At 37.7% G+C, this 23,458-nt stretch carries 21 protein-coding genes; 8 read left to right on the plus strand and 13 right to left on the minus strand.

The window, feature by feature from the left end; translation table 11 throughout:
• Positions 1-40: 40 nt before the first annotated feature.
• Positions 41-1,126, minus strand: coding sequence for a Holliday junction branch migration DNA helicase RuvB (gene ruvB, locus IQ215_RS09935; RefSeq protein WP_193801155.1), 1,086 nt, complete (start codon positions 1,124-1,126; stop codon positions 41-43).
• A gap of 118 nt (positions 1,127-1,244) precedes the next feature.
• A complete protein-coding gene (gene dnaK, locus IQ215_RS09940; protein WP_193801156.1) occupies positions 1,245-3,149 on the minus strand; it encodes a molecular chaperone DnaK in 1,905 nt (634 codons plus the stop codon).
• Between the two features lie 521 nt (positions 3,150-3,670).
• Here dnaK and typA point away from each other — a divergent pair.
• Both typA and IQ215_RS09950 read left to right on the plus strand, forming a co-directional pair.
• Positions 3,671-5,464: a translational GTPase TypA gene (gene typA / locus IQ215_RS09945; protein WP_193801157.1), complete on the plus strand. Its 1,794-nt coding sequence runs from the start codon at positions 3,671-3,673 to the stop codon at positions 5,462-5,464.
• Between the two features lie 252 nt (positions 5,465-5,716).
• Positions 5,717-6,097: an ArsR/SmtB family transcription factor gene (locus IQ215_RS09950; RefSeq protein WP_431355531.1), complete on the plus strand. Its 381-nt coding sequence runs from the start codon at positions 5,717-5,719 to the stop codon at positions 6,095-6,097.
• 222 nt (positions 6,098-6,319) lie between these two features.
• On the opposite strand, the gene hetL is transcribed toward IQ215_RS09950, so the two are convergent.
• Positions 6,320-7,045, minus strand: a complete 726-nt coding sequence (gene hetL / locus IQ215_RS09955; protein WP_193801158.1) for a heterocyst differentiation pentapeptide repeat protein HetL — start codon at positions 7,043-7,045, stop codon at positions 6,320-6,322.
• Positions 7,046-7,439: 394 nt separating this feature from the next.
• Here hetL and IQ215_RS09960 point away from each other — a divergent pair, with 394 nt between their 5' ends.
• Positions 7,440-7,850, plus strand: coding sequence for a DUF3750 domain-containing protein (locus IQ215_RS09960; protein WP_347239028.1), 411 nt, complete (start codon positions 7,440-7,442; stop codon positions 7,848-7,850).
• On the opposite strand, the gene IQ215_RS09965 is transcribed toward IQ215_RS09960, so the two are convergent.
• The 3 genes from IQ215_RS09965 to IQ215_RS09975 all read right to left on the minus strand — a co-directional run bounded on the left by IQ215_RS09965 (position 7,847) and on the right by IQ215_RS09975 (position 9,750).
• Positions 7,847-8,590 (minus strand): cytochrome c biogenesis protein CcdA, encoded by a 744-nt coding sequence (locus IQ215_RS09965; RefSeq protein ID WP_193801183.1) that lies wholly within the window; start codon positions 8,588-8,590, stop codon positions 7,847-7,849. The two genes, IQ215_RS09960 and IQ215_RS09965, sit on opposite strands and share 4 nt — an antisense overlap.
• A gap of 181 nt (positions 8,591-8,771) precedes the next feature.
• Positions 8,772-9,095: a 2Fe-2S iron-sulfur cluster-binding protein gene (locus IQ215_RS09970; RefSeq protein WP_193801159.1), complete on the minus strand. Its 324-nt coding sequence runs from the start codon at positions 9,093-9,095 to the stop codon at positions 8,772-8,774.
• 31 nt (positions 9,096-9,126) lie between these two features.
• Positions 9,127-9,750 (minus strand): pentapeptide repeat-containing protein, encoded by a 624-nt coding sequence (locus IQ215_RS09975; RefSeq protein WP_241735300.1) that lies wholly within the window; start codon positions 9,748-9,750, stop codon positions 9,127-9,129.
• Positions 9,751-9,920: 170 nt separating this feature from the next.
• On the opposite strand from IQ215_RS09975, the gene IQ215_RS09980 reads away from it, so the two are divergent.
• Positions 9,921-10,271 carry a TMEM165/GDT1 family protein gene (locus IQ215_RS09980; protein WP_193801160.1) on the plus strand — a complete coding sequence of 117 codons (351 nt, stop codon included), beginning with the start codon at positions 9,921-9,923 and terminating at the stop codon, positions 10,269-10,271.
• Positions 10,272-10,696: 425 nt separating this feature from the next.
• On the opposite strand, the gene IQ215_RS09985 is transcribed toward IQ215_RS09980, so the two are convergent.
• Complete coding sequence (locus IQ215_RS09985; protein WP_193801161.1) at positions 10,697-10,993, minus strand: DUF3593 domain-containing protein; 297 nt, start codon at positions 10,991-10,993, stop codon at positions 10,697-10,699.
• Between the two features lie 144 nt (positions 10,994-11,137).
• On the opposite strand from IQ215_RS09985, the gene IQ215_RS09990 reads away from it, so the two are divergent.
• Together IQ215_RS09990 and IQ215_RS09995 are read left to right on the plus strand one after the other, a co-directional pair.
• A complete protein-coding gene (locus IQ215_RS09990; protein WP_193801162.1) occupies positions 11,138-13,471 on the plus strand; it encodes an ATP-dependent helicase in 2,334 nt (777 codons plus the stop codon).
• 171 nt (positions 13,472-13,642) lie between these two features.
• Positions 13,643-15,277, plus strand: a complete 1,635-nt coding sequence (locus IQ215_RS09995; protein ID WP_193801163.1) for an alpha-D-glucose phosphate-specific phosphoglucomutase — start codon at positions 13,643-13,645, stop codon at positions 15,275-15,277.
• 94 nt (positions 15,278-15,371) lie between these two features.
• Here the strand turns inward: IQ215_RS09995 and IQ215_RS10000 are convergent, their stop codons facing one another.
• The 3 genes from IQ215_RS10000 to IQ215_RS10010 form a co-directional block, all read right to left on the minus strand.
• Entirely contained in the window at positions 15,372-15,734 is a 363-nt protein-coding gene (locus IQ215_RS10000; protein WP_193801164.1) for a hypothetical protein, read from the minus strand.
• Positions 15,735-15,871: 137 nt separating this feature from the next.
• Entirely contained in the window at positions 15,872-16,315 is a 444-nt protein-coding gene (locus IQ215_RS10005; RefSeq protein WP_193801165.1) for a YlqD family protein, read from the minus strand.
• A 22-nt stretch (positions 16,316-16,337) separates the two neighbouring features.
• A complete protein-coding gene (locus IQ215_RS10010) occupies positions 16,338-18,251 on the minus strand; it encodes a long-chain fatty acid--CoA ligase (RefSeq protein ID WP_193801166.1) in 1,914 nt (637 codons plus the stop codon).
• A 296-nt stretch (positions 18,252-18,547) separates the two neighbouring features.
• On the opposite strand from IQ215_RS10010, the gene surE reads away from it, so the two are divergent.
• On the plus strand, positions 18,548-19,357 hold the full coding sequence (gene surE, locus IQ215_RS10015) for a 5'/3'-nucleotidase SurE (protein ID WP_193801167.1): 810 nt from the start codon (positions 18,548-18,550) through the stop codon (positions 19,355-19,357).
• 34 nt (positions 19,358-19,391) lie between these two features.
• Here surE and IQ215_RS10020 read toward each other — a convergent pair whose 3' ends face one another.
• Entirely contained in the window at positions 19,392-20,144 is a 753-nt protein-coding gene (locus IQ215_RS10020) for a winged helix-turn-helix domain-containing protein (protein WP_193801168.1), read from the minus strand.
• A gap of 290 nt (positions 20,145-20,434) precedes the next feature.
• Between IQ215_RS10020 and IQ215_RS10025 the strand changes: the two genes are divergently transcribed.
• Positions 20,435-22,081 (plus strand): MBL fold metallo-hydrolase, encoded by a 1,647-nt coding sequence (locus IQ215_RS10025; protein ID WP_193801185.1) that lies wholly within the window; start codon positions 20,435-20,437, stop codon positions 22,079-22,081.
• On the opposite strand, the gene IQ215_RS10030 is transcribed toward IQ215_RS10025, so the two are convergent.
• Both IQ215_RS10030 and IQ215_RS10035 read right to left on the minus strand, forming a co-directional pair.
• Positions 22,078-22,746 (minus strand): serine/threonine protein kinase, encoded by a 669-nt coding sequence (locus IQ215_RS10030; RefSeq protein ID WP_193801169.1) that lies wholly within the window; start codon positions 22,744-22,746, stop codon positions 22,078-22,080. The genes IQ215_RS10025 and IQ215_RS10030 overlap by 4 nt on opposite strands.
• A gap of 262 nt (positions 22,747-23,008) precedes the next feature.
• On the minus strand, positions 23,009-23,416 hold the full coding sequence (locus IQ215_RS10035; protein ID WP_193801170.1) for a hypothetical protein: 408 nt from the start codon (positions 23,414-23,416) through the stop codon (positions 23,009-23,011).
• Between the last annotated feature and the right edge of the window lie 42 nt (positions 23,417-23,458).

Below are 23,458 nucleotides of genomic sequence, written 5' to 3' on the forward strand. Positions count from 1 at the left end.
ATCAAAAAAACCTAACTCCTCCATTATCAAAATTTTAATCCTAAAATCCTACATTCAAAAGATGCTCTTGAGCTTTTTCCGTGGCGATTCTACCTCGATGGGTACGGTTGATAAAACCGATTTGTAATAAATAGGGTTCATAAACTTCTTCAATGGTTTTGGCGTCTTCCCCTGTGGCAGAGGCGATCGCATCTAAGCCCACCGGGCCACCGTTAAACTGTTCTATGATGGTGGATAATACCAATCTATCAGTCCAATCTAAGCCGAGGCGATCGACATTATGCAGATCAAGGGCTTCACAGGCAAGGGTTTGATCCACTGTTTTACATCCTTTCACCTGAGCAAAATCACGCACCCGGCGTAAAAGACGATTAGTAATACGGGGTGTACCCCTCGAACGACGGGCAATTTCTTGCGCCCCTTTTTGATCAATGGTCACATCGAATATTTGAGCAGATCTTTTAACAATTTCGGTTAATTCATCGATTTGATAAAATTGTAACCGTTGGATTAAGCCAAAACGATCGCGCAGGGGAGAAGTTAATGCACCAATTTTAGTGGTAGCACCGATGAGGGTAAAAGGTTTTAAGGGGATACTACGAATTTTTGCCGATTGCCCTTTACCGATGGTTATATCCAATCTTTTATCTTCCATGGCAGGGTAAAGTAATTCCTCTGTAACCCTATTAAGACGGTGAATTTCATCAATAAATAAAATATCCCCTTCTTGTAAAGACACCAATAAGCCGATAATATCCCGGGGGCGCTCGAGGGCAGGAGCTGCCGTAATCTTACAATTTACCCCCATTTCTGCCGCCAAAATTAAGGACATAGTGGTTTTTCCTAATCCTGGAGGACCGTATAATAGAATATGATCTAAAGGATCTTGACGTTGTTTCGCCGCTGCGATCGCAATGGTTAACACTCCCTTTAAATCCTTCTGTCCAATATAATCTGCCAATTTTTCAGGTCTAATCTTATCCTCATTTTGCTCCCCATCCTCCGCAATTTCTTGGGGCAACAAAATTTCACTATCTTCAGAAGAAGGGGTTTTAAATTTACTCTGTCGCTGTAAAGGTAAACGCTCCTTTTTATTATTTCCCGATGATGATCTTTTAATAGCCATGGTAAAAGAATATGGGTAGTTCAGTACAATTATGTACCAAATTTTTTGATAATCAAAAAAAAAGAGACGTTATTGCTAACGTCCCTCCCATAAAAATTAAATCTGTTTAGTAAAAAACTTACTTATCCTCAGAGAATTCCGCATCGATGACATCATCACCATCATCACTAGGCGCAGAAGAAGCATCCGCCCCAGGAGCGCCCCCAGGGGCTGCCCCATCCGCAGACTGTTGATAAACATTAGTACCGATGGTATAGAGAACTTGTTGTAATTCGGGCATTACAGTTTTAATTTTCTCATCATCTTCCTTAGCTACCGCATCTTTGAGATCGGCGATTAAACCATCAGCCTTGGCTTTATCATCCGCAGAAACCTTATCACCTAATTCTCCCAATTGTTTTTCCGCTTGATATACTAAGGAGTCAGCTTGGTTTTTACGTTCGATCGCCTCTCGTTTTTCCTTATCAGCCGCCGCATTGGCTTCAGCCTCTTTCACCATACGATCAACATCTTCATCAGGTAAGGTAGAAGCCCCTGTAATACTGATAGATTGCTCTTTACCAGTGCCTTTATCCTTAGCCGTTACATGGAGAATACCATTAGCGTCGATGTCAAAGGTTACCTCAATTTGAGGTACCCCACGGGGCGCAGGGGGAATACCATCTAAACGGAAAGTTCCCAAACTCTTGTTATCTTTAGAAAATTCTCTTTCCCCTTGTAATACATGAATTTCCACATTACTTTGACCATCTACCGCCGTGGAGAAGGTTTCAGATTTTTTGGTGGGGATGGTGGTATTCCTAGGAATAATTTTGGTCATCACACCGCCGAGGGTTTCAACCCCCAAAGATAGGGGGGTAACATCTAATAGAAGGATGTCTTTTACTTCCCCAGATAATACACCCCCTTGGATAGCAGCACCCACTGCCACTACTTCATCAGGGTTAACGGTTTGGTTAGGATCTTTACCTAATACTTTTTTAACTACTTCCTTAACCGCAGGAATACGGGTTGAACCCCCAACCAATACCACCTCGTCAATGTCGCTAGGGCTTAATTTAGCGTCTTTAAGGGCGTTTTGGACGGGAATAGCACAACGATCAATTAAGTCAGAACAAATTTCTTCAAATTTAGCTCTGGTTAAAGATAATTCTAAGTGTTTAGGGCCATCTTGGGTGGCGGTGATGAAGGGTAAGTTAATATCTGCTTGAGATACGTTAGAAAGTTCGATTTTAGCTTTTTCAGCGGCTTCGGTTAAGCGTTGTAAGGCTTGTTTGTCTTTACGTAAATCGATGCCTTCTTTTCCTTTGAAGTCTTCGGCGAGGAAGTCCACGATTTTTTTATCGAAGTCATCTCCCCCTAAATGGGTATCCCCAGAAGTGGCTAATACTTCAAATACGCCGTCCCCTACTTCTAATACGGATACGTCAAAAGTACCACCACCTAAGTCAAATACAAGGATGGTTTCGTTACTTTTTTTGTCTAAACCATAGGCTAAAGAAGCGGCGGTGGGTTCGTTGATAATCCGTTTTACTTCGATCCCGGCGATTTTACCAGCGTCTTTGGTGGCTTGACGTTGGGAGTCATTGAAGTATGCAGGAACGGTAATTACTGCTTCGGTAACGGTTTCGCCAAGGTATTTACTAGCGTCTTCTACTAATTTACGTAATACTTGGGCAGAAATTTCTTCGGGGGCAAATTGTTTGCCTTGGGCGGGACAATCTAGTTTTACGTTACCGTTTACGTTTAATACTTTGTATGATACTTCGGTGGTTTCGTTGGTTACTTCGTCTTGTCTTCTACCGATGAAACGTTTTACTGAATAAAATGTGTTCTCAGGGTTCATTACCCCTTGACGTTTAGCAATTTGTCCTACGAGGCGATCGCCATTTTTGGCATAGGCGACTACCGAAGGAGTGGTTCTAAAACCTTCTGCATTAGCAATAACAACGGGTTTACCCCCTTCCATTACTGCCACACAGGAATTAGTCGTACCTAAATCTATACCTACTACTTTTCCCATAAGTGATTATTAATTTAATATATCTACAAATTTAAAATATTAGAACAATCAAGGTAATGTGATGATTAGTCATACCTGATTATTTTCATCTTCTATAATGAAGCAAATTAGCGGTATTCAGGTAGTGTAGTTTTCCGTACATTGATTGGTTATCTAATTGATAAGGAAGGGAACAGGGCATCTCGATTTCGCTCATCAACCACGGGGAACAGGCAATAGTGATACTATTTTAATGTCTCAATCTCCAGTGTTAAGGAATCATATTTCACACCATGATTAAGCAATGCCAATATGAAGGGATATTTCCAGCATTAAAAAACTAGCTAAAATCAAGAATTGTTGACAACAATACTAAATTACAGACACCACACCCATTAATTAAAATCAACAACTATTTTCCACCGCAACCCACTACTACAATAAAAAAAGCAAGTTAGACCATAAAATTAACAAAAAATAACAATGATCAGTTAGAATTAAGGCAACTATAAATAATCATTACAATAAGTTAAAGAGTATATATGTCTCTCCCCATTCGCAATCTTGCGATTATTGCCCACGTTGACCACGGCAAAACCACCCTAGTAGATGCTTTATTACAACAGTCTGGAATCTTCAGAGAAGGGGAAGAAGTTCCCACCTGTGTAATGGATTCCAATGACATAGAAAGAGAAAGAGGAATTACTATTCTTTCTAAAAATACCGCTGTACGCTACAAAGATACATTAATTAATATTGTAGATACCCCCGGACACGCCGATTTTGGTGGTGAAGTGGAACGGGTTTTAGGAATGGTTGACGGTTGTGTTTTAATCGTTGACGCTAACGAAGGCCCTATGCCTCAAACTCGCTTCGTACTCAAAAAAGCTCTCGAAAAGGGTTTACGTCCCATTGTAGTAGTAAATAAAATAGATCGCCCTAATGTCCACCCTGATAAAGCGGTGGATAAAGTATTTGATCTGTTTGTGGAACTAGGTGCAGACGATGATCAATGTGATTTTACCACTCTCTACGCTTCTGGTTTATCTGGATTTGCTAAAAATAACATTGAGGATGAAAATGTAGATATGCAACCTCTATTTGAGGCTATCTTACACCATGTTCCACCACCAGCAGGAGATCCCGAAAAACCTCTACAATTGCAGGTAACTACCCTCGATTATTCTGAATATTTAGGTCGTATTGTCATTGGTAGAATTCATAATGGTAAAATTGAAGCCGGACAACAGGCGGCTTTGATGAAGGAAGATGGTAGCGTTGTTAAGGCGAGAATTACCAAGTTATTAGGTTTTGAAGGTTTACAAAGGGTAGAATTAGAGGAAGCCACTGCAGGTTATATCGTAGCGGTGGCAGGGTTTGCTGATGCGAATATCGGTGAAACCATTACTTGTCCTAATGAGCCTCAACCTTTACCCTTGATTAAAGTTGATGAGCCTACCTTGAGAATGACTTTCTCTGTTAATAACTCTCCTTTCGCTGGGTTAGAGGGTAAGTTTGTTACTTCTCGTCAAATTCGCGATCGCCTCGACAAAGAGTTACAAACTAATGTAGCTTTGAGGGTAGAGGATGGAGAATCTGCAGATCAATTTATTGTTTCTGGTAGGGGTGAATTACATTTAGGTATCCTCATCGAAAATATGCGCCGTGAAGGTTTTGAATTCCAAGTTTCTCAGCCTCAAGTAATTTACCGTGAAGTAAATGGACAACCCTACGAACCTTTTGAATACCTTGTTTTAGACGTACCCGAAGAAGCCCAAGGCTCTTGTATCGAGCGTTTAGGACAACGTAAAGCGGAAATGCAGGATATGCAGTCGGGAGATAATGGACGTACTCAGTTAGAGTTTATCATTCCTGCCCGTGGTTTAATCGGCTTCCGTGGTGATTTTATTCGCATGACTAAGGGCGCTGGTATTATGAACCATAGTTTCCATGAATATCGTCCTTTGGTGGGAGATTTGGAAACCCGTTATAACGGTGTACTTATTTCTTTTGAGGAGGGTGTTTCTACTTTCTATGCCATGAAAAACGCTGAGGATAGGGGGGTATTCTTTATCCATCCGGGTACCAAGGTTTACAAGGGTATGATTATCGGTGAGTGTAACCGTGCGCAGGATGTGGAAATTAATGTTTGTAAAACTAAGCAGTTAACTAACCATCGCTCGGCTACTGGTGATGAATTAGTCCAGTTACAAGCCCCTGTGGAGATGACTTTAGAGCGCGCCTTAGAATATATTGGGCCTGATGAGTTGTTGGAAGTAACTCCTGAATCTATTCGTTTACGTAAATTAAATAGTAAAAAGTTAGCTAAACGTTAGTTTTTTTTACTTAATATTTTCAAGGGTTGACGCAATGTTAACCCTTTTTTGTTGTCATACCAAGTTCGGATAATTTGTTATAAATAGATTGTATCTTCTTTGCCCCACTGTGCAAACAATGGATAATTAACAATAAAGAATCAAACTATTATTATTTTAACTCCTCATCACCTCATCATCTGAACGAAGGTTAATGTATATTTTGATTTAAGGATTTGCTATCAGAGGTTTCTTTCAGTGGTAAAATGTAGCTTGTACTCTCATGCTGGTTTAATGGCGATCGCAAATTCAGTCCCCCCGGAAGTATTAGAACAAGTTGCAGAATATTTTAATATTCTCAGTAACCCCATGCGTTTGCAAATACTAAATTTATTGGGAGAAGGGGAAAAATGCGTTCAAGAGTTAGTGGAAATCACTAAAACTAGCCAAGCAAACGTTTCTAAACATTTAAAAATTATGCTTCAAGGGGGTATTATTAATCGTCGCCCTGAAGGTACATCTGCGTATTATTACATCGAAGATTCTCTTATTTTTGAGTTATCCCATCTTGTCTGTAATCACCTGGCTGAAAAGATGGAAAAACAGGCTCTCAAGTTTCGTAATATTACCCTTGCACAACAGAAAAAAAACTAATTTTTTCGGTCTTTGGTGGACGTTTTTATTATTCTTGTGTTAATATACTTATATAATGGTTACCTATCTGTTTTTTCAGAAATAGACTATATTTCTATTATGATATAGATACTTATATTATTACTCCATAAATGATAAACGTCAAGGAAAAAAGAAAATTTGTAATAATCTGTAAAATAGAATTCTGTGGCAAATTACATTAAGGAAATGTGCCATAACGAATTAATTAGTAAAAACATCTCCATGGGGCATAATGGCATCGGTAAGAATTGCACCATCTAAAATCGTACCAGTTAAATCAGCGCCCTTAAGATTTGCCCCCACTAAAATAGCGCCCGTCAAGTCAGCATAACTTAAATCAGCGCCCTGCAAACTAGCCCTAGTTAAATCGGTGACGAGACTACTTTGATTGTAATTTCGTTTGCCAAGGTGCGCTCGACACAATTTTGCACCATCTAAGTTAACACCATACAAAAGGGCTTGGGATAAAAAACTATAGCTTAAATCAGCATTACGAAGATTAGCATGACTTAAATTAGTACGAAAATCCGAAGAAATACGAAAATCAGCATATATGGCAATAGTATTACGAAGGTTTGCCCGTTGAAGATTAACACCGCTAAGGATGGCTTTAACAAAGTTTGCCTCTTTAAGATTGGTTTCCATTAAATGGGCGTTGCTTAAATCAGCATCTCGAAAACAGGCTTGTTGTAGATTACTTTGATTAAAGGTTGCACCCCATAAAATAGCTTCACTAAAATCAGCATGACTAAAGTTGCTATGACTAAAATCTGTTTGCCCTAGTCTTGATTGTCGTAAATCACTGTGGGAAAAGTTACTTCCTGAAAGGTTAGTTTTGATAATTTCTGCATCGAGAAGATTACTATGGGAAAAGTTTCTTTCTCCTTGATTATATTTGTCAAAAATTTGTTGGGTGGTTAAATTCATTCGCTGCTAATGATGACGATAAAATATGGATGTTATTTACTTGGTTAAAATTTTTTCATTGTTTAATACCATTAGTATATCTTTAAAAGGTTTGCTGAATTTTGATGGTGTTTAGGTTTAATGATAGGGGAGAGTTGTAAGATTAGCGACAAGCGTAATTAATGGTTAGTGCTTAATTATCATTTATGGCATTGCTGATTTTAGGTATGATTTCTGGTTGAGGAAGGAAACGGGGCATCTCGACTTCGCTAGATAAACACGGTGAATAGGGAATAGTTATAATATTTAGAAGTCTTATTTTTTAGTGTAATTCAATTATATTTCATAGCATAACCCGTGCAATGCCTCATTTATTAATGACAGCGCACCCTACATATATGATTGAATAGTAGAAGTGAAAAGAAAACAAGTTGAATTAAGATTGGCAAAAATTCCCTATATCGGCTTTATGGCGGTGCATTATTGGTTTGTCGTCAATGATGGGGAGAATAGGTGCGATCGTTGGGAAGTATGGCAAAATAAAGATACCGGAGGTATAAGCTGGGGGCATCTTCATCAAAATATAATGCCCATATATAACGGTGTGGGCAATGGGGAAAGTTGGCAAGAATATGTATGGGAAGGGGAAAACGCCCAAAGATTGACGGGGATAATTGAGGAGAGTAAAAATAACTATCCCTATTGTAATATTTATCGTTATTTCCCTGGTCCAAATAGTAATACTTATGTGGCGTGGGTATTGAATCAGGCGAAAATTAATTATGAATTGGGAATAAAGGGTATTGGTAAAAGTTATCCGTTTTAAAAATTAAAAGATAAGCGGGATGCCAAAGAAATTACACCAAAACCCAGTAAAATTGCACCGCTGAGGGGGTTTATCCATTGAGTAATCATTCTTAAACTAAGGATTTTTTTGAGAGTGCCTGTGAATGTTCCTGCTAAGATGAGAGGAGATACATAACCGATGGCATAGCTGAGAAGAAAAACCGTACCTAGTATAATATTTTGAGTATTAGCAATGTAAGCAAGTAGGGTAATTAAAACAGGGGTACTACATGGAGAAGCCACTAAACCAAAGGTAACTCCAAGAAGATATGAGCGTAAGCTGTCAGGAAAATTTTCCTTTATCCAGTCTGTGTCACCCACAAAATTTGGCAGTTTTAAGGGGATAATCTCTAATAGATTTAAACCCATTATAATGGCGATCGCACTTACAATAATAGGTAAACCAATACCAATTTGTCCATAAATCTTGCCAAAAACAGCCGCCCCTACCCCCAAAACAGCTAAAGTAGTAGCTAAACCAAAAGCAAAATAAATAGATTGTACAAAACTAGATAACTTACCCTTAGACTCATAACCACCAATATAAGCAATGGTTAAAGGCAACATGGATAACATACAAGGAGTAAGACTGGTTAACAATCCCGTTAATAAAATAACTCCAACACTAAAAATTGTCAGATGATTTAATTGGGAATTAACCAACCCATTAGCAAACTGTTGTAAATAATATAGTTTTTCAGAAATTAACTCAAAATTCATAAAGTCAATAAAAATTTGTAAAGTGGGCATTGCCCACTCAGATTAATTGATAATACAAAACTAGGCGTTGCACTTACCATAGTGTGAAACATGATTGAATTAGGCTAATAATTGAGTTTTCAAAAACATTATCACTATTACCCACCTAAACCCCAAATCATATCCAATACAACGCCAACCATTATTTTTGACTCATCCCAAATTGACGATCATAAACTTCATCTTCTTTTCCTGCTATAATCTTTAAATCAGAACGAGGATAAGCAACACATAATAAAGCATAACCTTCCGCTTGTAACTCTGGGGAAACACCCATACCGTCTCCTTGTTCAACTTCTCCTTGGGTAATTTTAGCCGCACAAGTGGTGCAAACTCCCGCATTACATGAGCTTGGGAGAGTTATGTTTTCCCTTTCAGCCACTGCAAGAATAGTTTCATCCTCAGCCACCCCAAAAGTGTAAGTTTGCCCTTCATTGGTAACTTCCACATTATAAATATTACTCATAAAATTTACTCTTAAAATAATTGACAAAAAACTATTGTAACCCGATAACCCCTTCTAAATCAGCACCAGAAAAATTTGCCCCCCTGGTGTTTGCCCCCGTAAAAATAGCATCTTCTAAATCTGCTTCGGTGAAGTTAGTATTTTGTAAATTGGCATTGGTTAATATAGCATCCGCTAAATCAGCCCTGGTTAAATTAGCATTGCTTAAATTAGCATTCATCAAATTAGTATTTTCTAAATCTGCCCTAGTCAAATCCGCATTGCTTAAATCAGCTTCTGTTAAGTTTGCTTCGTCTAAATCTCCTTGAATAAGGATTACATTACGCAAGTTAGCACCTGTTAAATCCGTTTTTTCTAACTTTGCCCCCGTTAAATTAGCATTTTCTAAATTGACGTTACGAAGATCGATATTTTCTAATTTTAATCCTTGAAGATTACATCCAACACATTTTCTAGTATTTAATAGTTGAGATACTAAATTGTCATTGCTAGTAATAGTGGGGTTTTCTGATGGTGATGATGGAATGTTATTTTGTGCTGAGGTTGTCGCCATTGACTCAGGAGATTGTCCAATGTTAAGGGTAGGGCTACATCCGAAAAAAGTTCCTGAAATTAGTAAAATTCCCATGGCAGAAAAAGTTTTTTGTTTCAGCATTGGTGATATTTTATATGTTCAATGGTTTTCTTCTCTACTTTAACTGTGATATTTAATTTTTGGTTGAGTCTCTCGATTCTTTGATTAAAGAATTTTTTTGATTTAATTATGAAAAAATTATGATAACTTTGATCATAGGATAATTTATTAATTAAAATTTTTGAAAGCTCATGTCAGTGGAACTAGAACGAGAAATTAAGGAGATAGAAACCCTTGCGGAGGCGAAAAATATCAAAAAGTGGAGTTTCTGGGGAGTTTTTAGTTCTACTTTTTTAACTATTTTATTTGCTGAGATGGGGGATAAAACTCAGTTGGCAACGTTATTATTATCAGCCCAATCAAATTCCCCTTGGATTGTTTTTTTAGGTGCTGCTTTGGCACTGGTTGCTACAAGTCTGGTGGGGGTTTTACTGGGTTATTGGTTGTCCAAGAGGTTGACTCCTAAAATACTTGATCTTTCTCTATCTATTCTACTTTTATTGGTTGCGGGAGGTTTGATAATGGATGTTCTCGATTTTTAAGTTTTTTTGGTTATGGTATCTTTTTATGATATGCTTACAATATAATGGCAATTTTTTTGTCTATTTTCAGTGTCTTGGATTAAGATTATAAAAATTATTTTTTTTATATTCCGACATTCTGGCATAAAAGTCAAGGAAAAAACATTTTTTTGACACTTTTTTGGTCTCTTTTTATAAAGGTGTCGGGTATCAGGTTAAAGAATTTACAAAAAGTCTATATTAATCTCATTTTTACTTCTTTGATAGACTGAATATGGTTGTATTTTAAACCTGTAACCTGCAACCAGAAGCCTGAAACCTAACCATACTCACCATCTCTCTAATACCTGCCACTTGTCATCTGAAACCTTACTCTAATTTGTCGGTGAGCAAGGAGACTTGACATTATGGGTGTGTTTGGAATGAAAGATTAAAATACAAAAAAATTAATTATCCATTTCCTGCTCCTTTTCCATCACCGCTTGGCGAAACCCTAAAACAACTAAAATATTAGAGAGGGTGAGAAAAAATTCTGCGCCCCCGTGTAACCAATCTACATTAGCCAAAGAAGTATCATAATGTACTTTGGCATAGATTCCTGCAGGAATAGTTATCACGACAAATAATAACAACACATAAAACCCCTTCAAGGCTAACTTAGGGGCTTTTTGAGACTTGGTTAAAAACCAAAGGAAACCAAGATAGGGAAACAAAGAAATAGCAAATAGATTTTCAATAGTCATGGATAATGGTGATAAAGATAGAAAATAGCAGAAGCACTGGAAAAGATAAACTAGATATATACTAAAACAATTAAATGTAGGCAAAACTAATCAAAGTTAAATTGTCCATCGTCCACTGTCTGTTGTCAATTATTCAAAGGTTTTATGGAGCAAAAATTAGCAAAGTTAATCCAACAACTACGCCCGGGGCAAGATATTTTAGGAAATTGGCAAAAGGGAGAAATGGCGGTGGCGGCGGTGCCGGGCGCTGGAAAATCCCATAGTTTAGCGGTGGCGGCGGCGGTGACTATTGCAAGGGAAAAACTTAATTTACGTCGTCAGTTAATTATTGTGACTTATACTCGCTCGGCAACGGCTAGTATTAAGCAGAAGGTGGAAAAAAATCTACATTATTTAGGGTTGCCCCCTGTGGGTTTTTCGGTGCAGACAATCCATGGCTTGGCGTTAAATATTGCGAGTCGATACCCTGAATTGTCTGGTTTAAATTTAAGTCATAGTAATTTGGTTTCTCTCAATGCTAATCATCGTTTGATGAAGGATGCGGTTAATCGATGGATTAGGGAGAATCCTAGTCTTTATCAAATGTTAGTGGAGGGGAGACAGAGTTTTGATGGGGAAGAGTCGGAAAGACTGCGCCGAGAGGGTATTATTCGTCAAGAGTTATTACCTAGTTTAGCTAGTACGGTGATTGGTGAGGCAAAATGTTCGGGCAAGAGTTGGCAAGATTTGTCTAATTATATTGATTATAGCCGTGATGAGTATCAAATAATGGCGATCGCCTCTGGACTTTATCAAATATATCAACAGTTGATGATGGAAAAAAACTTCATTGATTATAATGATATGATTTTAGGGGCGCTGAAGGTATTACAAAATCAGGAGGCAAGGAAAATATGGCAACAACAAACCCATGCGGTTTTTGAGGATGAAGCCCAAGATTCTAGCCCTTTGCAGGTAGAATTATTAGAAATTTTGGCAAGAGATGACGAACATTCACACCTAGAGCCTAATTTAGTCAGAGTTGGAGATCCTAATCAAGCGATTAATTCTACTTTTACATCTGCTGACCCTATCTATTTTAATTGGTTTTGTGATCTTTGTGCCACAAAAAATAGCCTTGCCACCATTGCCCAAGCAGGAAGAAGCACCCAAGTTATTATTGATGTAGCTAATCAAACCCTTGATTTTATTAATAATAATGCTAATCATCAAACCCTTAAATTTCAAAAAAATAATCCCGATTATAATCATTCTTTAGAGTTACCTTTTAGAGAACAATATATTAAACCTGTTACTCAAAATATTCATCAAACTAATATTAATCCTCTCCCTTTTGAAAGAGGTTTAGAATTAAATTTATCTGATAATATTTACGATACTGTAAGGGCGATCGGCAAAAAAATTGAAGATATTTTTGTAGATCAAGAATCTAAACAAAACACTAATTTAGCAATTCTTGTAAGGGAAAAAAGTCAAGGTAAATTTATTCAATCTCACCTACAATATTTACAGGAAAATTACGGCATAAATGTTATTACTATTGATAGTAATAGTAATAGCTCAGAATTACCCCAAGAAATATTAAAAATATTACAATTTATTGATCGCCCTCACTCTCCAGAATATTTTCATAATATTATTGACATTTTACATAAAAGAGGAATAGTAAATATATCAAGGGAACTAATTGATATTAATTATCCAGAAAAAATTTTATATCCCACAGAATTAGATAAGGACGATAATGATAACTTAGAACAAATTAGAAGAACTATTTTAAAATTATTAAACGCAAAAAAAGAATTAGTTCACTATCAATTAATTCCTTACCTTGCAATGAATCTTAACTACAGTAAAGCAGAATTAGCCACAACCCATAAATTAAGCGAAAAAATTGATCGAGAAATAGTTGGACGTAGTTCCCTCAAAACTATTATTAGTACCCTAATAACCATTATAAACTCAGAAAATTTTGAAGCCGTAGAAATATTAGACGATAATGATAACCCTGAAAATATTTATACAAAATGTGGACAAGTGACTATCATGACGATGCACAAATCAAAAGGATTAGATTGGGATTATGTGTTTTTACCATTTGTAAATGATAATATAATTCCAGGCAACCCTTATATACCTAAAAAGCAATCTTTTTTAGGGGAATTTAACTTTTCTGAAGTTGCAAAAGGTCAATTAAGATATTTAATTCACCAAGAAAAATTACATGGAAAAATAAGTAAGTCTTTATCCATCAAAGAAGCATGGATAGAGGCACAAAAATTGCAAGAATATGAAGAATATCGTCTGTTATACGTCGCTATGACAAGGGCGAAAAGATTATTATGGATGTCCGCAGAAAAAAAAGCTCCCTTTCGTTGGTCTTTTTTTCAAGATAATAATGATATAAATAGCTTAAGTAATTCTAGTCCTTGTTTCGTTTTTAATCATTTATTAAAAATTTATAACAACGCACCTTAATTAACTTAAAAAATCTGCTAAAGTCTGCCTCCTAAATGATTAATAAGAGTATTTTAAGAAAAAACAGACATGGGGAGCATATATATTAAAGTAATCAAAAATTAAATAATATGGGGGGGCTTTCTGCTAACATTTTTAGGGAAAACCACTGAGCAATCGAACTAACCATTTATGAGCATAATAAAAGTATCTACAACCCCATTTAGCGATCAAAAACCGGGTACATCAGGATTACGCAAAGCCGTAACCGTATTTAAAAAAGACCATTATTTAGAAAACTTTGTTCAATCGATTTTCGACAGCTTACCCGAATTAAAAGGAAAAACCCTTATCCTAGGAGGAGACGGACGTTATTATAATCGTCAAGCCATTCAAACCATCCTCAAAATGGCATCCGCCAATGGTGTAGGACGAGTCTTAGTCGGTTGCGATGGAATTTTATCTACCCCTGCCACCTCTTGTCTTATCCGTGGCAACAACGCCTATGGTGGCATTATTCTTTCTGCTTCCCACAACCCCGGGGGAGAAAACGGCGATTTTGGAATTAAATATAATGTTACTAATGGCGGCCCTGCCCCTGAAAAAGTTACCGAAGCCATTTACCAGCGCACCTTAACCATAGAAGAATATTTTATCCTTGAATCAGCTGACGTTAATCTAAATAACCAAGGCTCATTTAAACTCGGTGATATGGATGTGGAAGTAGTAGATTCAGTGAAACCCTACATCGAATTAATGGAGTCTTTATTTGACTTTGACTTAATCAAAAAAATGCTGACTGGTGGTCAGTTCAAAATGTGCATGGATTCCCTCCATGCCGTCACAGGACCCTATGCTAAAGCAATTTTTGAGCAAAAACTAGGTGCAACCGCAGGAACCGTCATAAACGGCGTTCCCCTCGAAGATTTTGGCGGTGGACACCCAGACCCGAACTTAGTTTATGCTAAAGAATTAGTAGATATTCTTTTTGGGGATAATGCCCCCGATTTTGGTGCCGCTTCCGATGGTGATGGCGATCGCAACATGATCCTTGGTAAACATTTCTTCGTCAACCCTAGTGATAGTTTAGCCGTTATCACCGCTAACGCCCATTTAGTAAAAGGCTACAAAGACAGATTAGCAGGGGTTGCCCGTTCCATGCCCACCAGTGCCGCTGTGGATAGAGTTGCCGAAAAATTAGGCATCGACTGCTACGAAACCCCCACAGGCTGGAAATTCTTTGGTAATCTCCTAGATGCCAATAAAGCCACCATTTGCGGTGAAGAAAGTTTCGGCACAAGTTCCAATCATATCAGAGAAAAAGACGGACTTTGGGCAGTGCTTTTCTGGCTAAACATTCTCGCCGTCAGACAAGAATCCGTCGAACAAATTGTCAAATCCCACTGGCAAACCTACGGACGTAACTTTTATTCCCGTCACGACTACGAAGAAGTAGCCACCGAAGGCGCTAACGAATTAGTTAATCAACTACGTAATCAATTTGATACCCTCGTGGGCAAAACCTACGGCAAATATACCGTTAAATATGCCGATGACTTTAGTTACACTGATCCTGTAGATGGTAGCATATCAGAAAAACAAGGGGTACGTATTGGCTTTACCGATGGTTCAAGAATTATTTTCCGTCTTTCTGGCACCGGTACAAAAGGTGCCACCGTCAGAGTATATTTAGAAAGTTATGAACCAGATACCACCAAGCAAAATTTAGACACCCAAGAGGCGCTCGGTGATTTAATTCAAGTAGCCGAAGAAATAGCCCATATCAAAAAATATACCAATCGAGACAAACCCACCGTTATCACTTAAAAAATTACTACCATTCATAAGGCTTACAACCTGTTTAGGGTGGGCATTGCCCACCATTAAATCTTTCTAAGCCATAATGAAAATACTTCTACCATTAATTCTCAGAGGATTTACTATTGAGTTTATTTAACTCCTCCCGAAGACTAATAACTTCTTGCGTCAAAGTCCTTAAATCTTCCCTAGAAGGATTTGAATCCCCAGACTGATTCTTATTGCTCGATTTAGGAACATCATTTTTTTGATTGAAAAAATCTTCAATCATTTTTTTTGCTTCTTCCTCCGTTAAAGCACCTTTTTGCGCCCATACCTCAGATTTTGCCTGTAAATCTCGGGTTAATTCACTAATTTTCTGGTTAAATCTTTCCCTATCTTGGATAGTTTCTACCGCTGAGGCAGTAGCACCAATGGCAATTCTTAAACCTTGTTGAATAGGATTAGGGGAATTATTGCTAGTCATATCAATTACACTTATAAATTTAGCTTTACTTTATCAATAATTGAATTATAGCAATAGTATTTTTTCTAGGTTATTACAGCTTATACAATAGTTGTTTTGGTGGGCGATAAATCGCCCTACCGACTGAGAAAAAATTATTACACTTTACCTCTAATTTCCTCAATAACCCCATCTCTGAGGACAACTTCTACATTGAGTTTTTCCACAAGGTTATCTCCTTCTTTTACCTCAAAAAAGCTCTCCATTTGAGCCTGTACAACTTCTTGCCCTAATTCTAATAATTGAACCTGTTGCATTTGTTGTAACATTTGGTTTTTGTTTTGTAGAAGTTCGTTTTTTTTCTGGTTTACCTGTTGATTGATATTTTCAATCTGTTGGGTAGCTTGGATACTGCCTTGTTTTTGGATTTCGGCGATCGCCCTTTGCCCCTGTTGTTCAAGCTGTGCAAGTTGGGAATCAATCTGATTAACTTGATTTTGTAATTGTTTTTGAGCCTCTTCTTGCCATGCAGGAGTGACAATCACCTTAACATTAACAGGACGCTTGAGAACTAAACCAGAAGTATTTAAATTTAACTGCATAAAATTATATTAACGATGAATTTCATGAAAACATTGCGTCTATCATATCCTGATAATGGTTTGTTACCACAGGGCGTTTAACCTTTAGGGTTTGGGTCATCATACCATTGGCCATGGAAAAAGGCTCTAAAATCAACTCAAAAACAGCGATACGGTCATCAGGACGATAGCCAGGGCGATTTTTAACCTCACGGTTTAACTCTTGTTTAAATAGGCTCATAACCTCCTTAGAATAAAGATCGCTATTTTCTACTTCATCTCTCGATGCCCCCATATCAGGAATCTTTAGGGAAACTTTATTTTCTTTTGCCCATGCACTCAACGCCTCAAGATTTGGCACTATCAAAGCCCCCAAGTATTTTTGATCTTGCCCTACCAACATAATTTGATCGACATAAGCACTGCGTAAACAAACATCCTCAAGGGGTTGGGGTTCAATATTTTCCCCATTACTCAAAACAATGGTATCCTTTGCCCTACCCGTGATTACCAAGTCGTTATCAGGGGTTAACCAACCCAAATCGCCACTATCAAACCAACCATCTTCGTTAATAGCCTTGGCGGTGGCTTCAGGTTTTTTATAATAACCCTGCATTACCTGAGTACCTCGGATAAAGACTAATCCTTTTTCTCCTTGGGGTAAGGGTGTTTTAGTTTCAGGATTAACAATCATAATTTCAGTTTCGGGGAGGGGTTGCCCAGAAGCACCAACGATATTACGATTCATGCGACGGGCATTGGTAACAGGGGAAGTTTCAGTTAAACCATAGCCCACTAATAGGGGAATGTTGACAATTTGGAAAAAGTTATCTATATGTTTGGCAAGAGAGCCTCCGCCACTAATCCATGCTTTAATGCTATTACCTACCCCTTCTCTGACTTTGGTATAAACTAATTTATCTCCGAGGATGTGGAAGGGATAGAAAACGATGGTTTTTATTGTGCCGATAAATTTATCCATCCCGCTAGGGTTGAGGTTTTGTAAGTCTAATCCTGATTGGGCGCGTTTACCGTCTAAGTAATTTTGAGACATTCCTAGGAAGAAATTAACTAATTTTTGTTTACCGCTATCACGGAAGTTTTTTTGTACTCCTTCATAAATAGATTCCCAGAGACGAGGAACACCTACCATATAGTTAGGTTTATAATCTTTTAAGTCCTGTTTAAAGTAACGGATATTGGTATAGATTAAGGTAGTACCACGGGATAATAAGAAATATTCGGCGGCTCTTTCGTAGGAGTGCCAACTGGGTAAAATGGTTAAGATGCGATCGCCCTTAGACGGTTGAATAATCGTCTCTAAATTACGCACCTGATGTAACAAATTACCATGGGATAACATTACCCCCTTGGGTTTACCCGTAGTGCCAGAAGTATAAATCAGGGTTGCTAAATCATTTATATCTCCCTGGGTGGGGGTAAAACTTCCTTGGCTTCCCAATTCCATCAAAGCAGAAAAATTATACACAGGAAAAGGTAAATCTCCTTCAAATACTTGATCTGAAAGCAAGATAACGGCTTTTAAAGCATAAGTATCCACCTCAGGCCGTAATTTTTGTAAACAGTCCAAATCTTGAACCACCAAAGCCACACTATCACTGTCATCAAGGATATAAAGTAACTCATTTTTTTCCGCTCCACTAGAGCGCACCGCATCCACTCCCCCTGCCATAATAATACCCTGGTCTGCCATTAGCCAACGGGGACTATTATCGGCAAATAAAGAAACCTTACTCCCCGCATCAATGCCCAAGGATTGTAACCCCGTGGCAAAAAGTTGGATTTTTTCATATAATTCCTGATAACTTAATTTTAGTTCAGGGGTACTATGGGGATCATGTAATGCTAAAGTATCGCTAAATTCGGAGGGAATTAAATTCCAGATTCCGGCCAAAGACTTAAGGTCTAAATACTTGGTAGAATTAATATTATTCATAACTTTTTATCTAGTAATTTTATATGATGTAATTATATTAGACTGCTTCAAACAGTCCAAAATCAATCAATATCAAAGGATTTTTGTAAACTATCCCACTACAAATCCTCTGTTTTAGTTGATAATAAACATCATAATCTGATTATTTTTTTCTGCGCTTTCCCCTAGGCAAGAAATTAAATTGTCACAATAAATTATTAGGTAGTGTAAAAAAAATTAAATTATGAAAGTGGGCAAGAGGCAAAATAATTAATTGTCCATTGTCCATTATCAATTATCAATTATCAATTATTTAGATGCGTATTTTAATTAGTAACGACGACGGTATTTTTGCCCTAGGAATCCGTACCCTAGCCGATACCTTGGCGAAGGCAGGACATGATATAACGGTGGTAGCACCAGACATTGAAAGATCTGCCACAGGTCATGGTTTAACCCTCCATCACCCCATTAGGGCTGAAAAAATAGAAGGGTTATATCATCCCAATATTACCGCTTGGTCTTGTTCTGGTACTCCTTCTGATTGTGTTAAACTCGGATTAAGTGCCATTATGGGCGATCGCCCGGATTTCGTAATCTCAGGCATCAATCAAGGCTCAAATCTCGGCACCGACATATTATATTCAGGCACAGTTTCAGCCGCCATGGAAGGCACCATGGAAGGAATTACCAGCATCGCTTTGAGTTTAACTAGCTTCACTATCAGAGAATTTCAACCCGCTGCCAACTTTGCCCTAAAACTCATCGGACAACTACAAGAAACCCCCCCCATGGATTCCACCCTGCTTAACGTGAATATTCCAGCCCTTCCCGAAGAAGAAATTGCAGGAGTCAAAATCACCCGACAAGGATTAAGAAGATATATCGAACACTTCCAAAAAAGACTCGATCCCCGTGGCAAAACCTATTATTGGTTAGCAGGGGAATTAGTAGAAGAATTAGACCAACCCGAACATATTTACCTTCCCCCCGAACTCCCTACAGATGTACAAGCCAACAAAAAAAATTATATTACCATCACCCCCCTACAATATAACCTCACCGATGTGGTCATGGTCAAAGATTTACAAAGCCATTTCGGTTTTGATAAAACAATAGAGTCATAAAGGGAAGAATAGACAATGATTAAAAAACGAACAACTATCCAAAACGATAACCAAAACCTCTTACCGTAATGATATATTCTGGGTTACTAGGATCTAACTCTAATTTTTCCCTTAACCAACGAATATGCACATCAACGGTTTTTGTGTCTCCCAAAAAGTCTGCACCCCAAATGTTATTAATGAGTTGATCCCGATCCCATACCCTTTTAGGATAAGTCATAAACAGTTCTAAAAGTTTAAACTCTTTGGGGGAAAGATTAACGGGTTTATTTCTAACAGTTACTCTACATTCATCGGGAAATAGGGTTATATCCTTATATTGTTTGAGGTTTTCTGAAGGGCTATTATTGATGGCATTACGACGAATTAAGGCTCTACAACGGGCGATTAATTCTTTCATGCTGAAGGGTTTGGTTAAGTAATCATCCGCACCAACTTCTAACCCCAAAACCCGATCAGTTTCTGCCGCTTTAGCACTGAGAATCAGGATAGGAATATGATTTCCTTTATGTCTGAGTAGGCGACAAATATCTAACCCGTTTACTTCAGGCAACATCAAATCTAAGATAATCATATCAAATTCTTGATTTTCTGTTGGGTTGCCTTGACGCTCTAATAAATTTAATGCTTCTCTACCGTTGCTGGTTTTAGTTACTTGGTATCCTTCTTCTTCAAGGTTAAGACTAATCATGTTTCTGATTAAGTCTTCGTCTTCTATGACTAGGATACGACTGGTGAGCTGTCCTGTTGGCTTAGACGCAATGGGGCTTAGTTCCAGAGTTACCATAAAAACTCTCTATATTTTGTTCTCTAATAACATTTATATCAGAATATGGTTTGAGGATTTCACTTTTATTTATTAATTTTGTTAAAAGTTTTTGACGTAATTTTTGGGGATCGATTAGATTAGTAATTAAGTAGTTATTGGAGATTTAGGAAATCATGGATGTTAAACTATTATTGTTAATTTTGACTGGTTTGTTTATTGTTGCGGCTCCATTTTTCGGCACTCGGAATGGTTTTTATGATTCTGATAATTATGATGGAAATGGTTCTGCTCACTAATTTATGGTGGTTATGATTCAACGGCAGGAATGTTCTTCTTCATCTTTTCATTTATCTTGTGTTCCTTTGGCGGTGGGACATGGTACGGAAGGGGTAGCGATTATGTTGAATGTGGGAGAATACCGCATTTTACTTGATTGCGGTTTGGAAGATATAAAACCTCTTGTGGTTGAACAGTCTTTACCGCCCCATTGGGTTTTTTGTACCCATGCACACCATGATCATGCTCGGGGTTTATGGTCTTTACATGAAGTATATCCCCATCTTCCTATTTATTCTAGCGAGGTAACTAAAAAACTGTTACCCCTTAATTGGTTGAAGGATGATGGTTCTATGGTTGAGCCTTTTTGTGATGCAATTCCTTGGCGATCGCCCTTATCATTGGAGGATAATTTAACGGTAGAATTATATCCCGCTGGTCATCTACCAGGGGCAGCCGCGGTGTTGTTTCGTTACACCCATGGGAATCGAGAATATAAAATTTTTTATACGGGGGATTTTTGCCTTTCTAATCTTCAATTAGCCGAAGGTTTATCCCTTGATAATATGCGCGGTTTAGCCCCAGATGTTTTAATTACTGAGGGTACTTACGGCACTGCCCGTCATCCCCATCGTCGTCAACAAGAAAAACATTTGATGACTAAAATTCGAGAGGCGATCGCCTCTAATATCAATGTCATTTTACCTGTACCTACCTTTGGTTTAGGACAAGAATTATTAAAACTTTTACGCTCCCACCATCAATTTACAGGGGCTAATATTGATATATGGGTAGATGGTAACGTGGCGATCGCCTGTGATCTATACTTAGAATTAATTGACTACTTCCCCGCCAATGTCCAAAATTTTGCTAAACATCAACCTCTTTTTTGGGATGAGAAAGTAAAACCAAGAATGAGAAGACTAACCCCTGAAAATAATCGTCAAAAATTAGGAGAAAAAACATCTATTATCTTAACTGACGACTTATCAAAAATAAAAGAATATTGTCAAAACAAAGACTATAAATGGTTAATACTAATTCCAGAACACTCAAAAATAAACAAAAGCAACACCTTTAATAAATTAATAAATAAACTAAATCCTGAACAAATAATAGTAGAAAACTATCTTTTAGCCGAACATAGCGACGGTAGAAACACCACCCAACTAATTCATAATCTTCGACCCCAACATATTATCTTTGTCCACGGTGCGCCCAACTATTTAGCCGACTTAACAGCCCTCGAAGAATTACAAAACCGCTACCAACTACACTGCCCCGAAGTCAACATCAAAGTTGACTTGCCCATTGGGGAACAATTTATCCAACCCAAAATCACCCCCCAACAAAACTACGAAGGAGAATTAAACGAAACAGGAGCTTATATTACCATCACCCTACCAGAACAACTAAACAAAGATCCCCGTTGGCAAGACTTTGCCGATACAGGTTTAATCGAAGCCCGTTGGCAAGGAGAAGAATTAGTTTTAAGAGGTTTATCTCAACGGGAATTGTTACAGCAAAATAGTTCCATTCGTCGTCAACTCAAAGCCGAATCATGTCATAACTGTATTCATTACGATGAAGATTCTTGTCATAACGAGAATTCCCCCCTCAATGGTTTTGAAGTTCCCGAAGATGGTTTTTGCCCAGCCTTTGAAGATTCTTACAATTAATTAATTTGGTTAAAAGTTTTTCTGAAAGAATTTAAGCAACGGTAACATTTACGAACAATATCCAACACAGAGTATGAGAAACGCAATCGAAGGGGAGCGATAATAGGGCGATAAATTATGTAATAAGCTCTTTTGAGATCGTTCCATTTTGAGCAAACTTCCTGCTCCAAAAAATCAGAAATGTCTATGACAAATCCTCTACCATTGAACATCATTATATTACGACCATGGACATCATTAGGATGAAGTCCACGACTTTGAGCATAAATAAGAGCTTGATCAATATCTTCTATGACTTGCTGAGGAATATATAAACCCAAATTTATGCAATCATAGAGGGTTGTCCCGTAGAGCCGTTTTAAAACTAAAAAATTATCGTTGGCGTATAGGCACTCAGAAAAAGCGGGATGAGAACCTAAACGACGATATACCTCTACTTCTTCTTTGTAGCCCGATCGCCCCGGGGCATAAACTTTAACGGCTAAATCGGAATAATGGGGATGATAAACCACGGCGGCATAATTTCCTGAACCAAGGGTTTCCCAAGGTTTTGGCAGATAATTAACTTGCACTGGATTAAAGGGGGAGATACTTTCAATTTGTATATTAGGCAATAATTGTTGATAAATACTTTCCATCAGTTGTTGAGGAAGAATTTGATCCATAAGCTGAATTTATTAACGTTGTACCAAATCCGATTTGTAAGGTTTACTATTATCCACCGTGTAACCATTGATAATAAACCATTATTATCTTTTATCTGTTCCCCATGGTTGATGAGCGAAGGTTGATCATGGTTATGGAGGGAAGTCGAGATGCCCTGTTCCCCACCCTAATTAGTATATTATTGAAACAGGATTTAGTATGATTTGTGCCTTTAATCTTTTGTAAGCAATTAATCAACGACCATAACCCTTTTAGCAAAAATTACTCCTTTTCTGCCTTACGATGTTCTAACCAGTGCCAGAGAAAATGTTTCTCCCCTTTTTGCCTAATCTTTTTTACTTCTTGGGCAAAATAATATTTTTCTTTATCCGATAAACCGCCCTTAATAATATAAGAACTGTGCCAAAATAGTACCGAGGTAAGAAAACCAATACAAAAAGTAATTGCCAAAGTTGCAAAAGGGTTAAATTCCATGCCCGATCGCACCGCCGACCATGTACAATATTCTTGGCAAAGGGAAACTGTTTCCCTAAACTGCCATAAACCCCAAGGCATGAGGGTTAACCATGATATTAATACCAATAACCATCGTCCATACACTCGGCTAAGGTGTAGCCTTTCAATGTCAGTATCTGCAACTATGGATTCTTCTTTATTTTCTTGATTCATTGTCTTTTGGTTAACAAAATAGGACTAAAAACTTAAACTATC

This window comes from Cyanobacterium stanieri LEGE 03274 (genome assembly GCF_015207825.1).
Classification (GTDB): Bacteria; Cyanobacteriota; Cyanobacteriia; order Cyanobacteriales; family Cyanobacteriaceae; genus Cyanobacterium; species Cyanobacterium stanieri_B.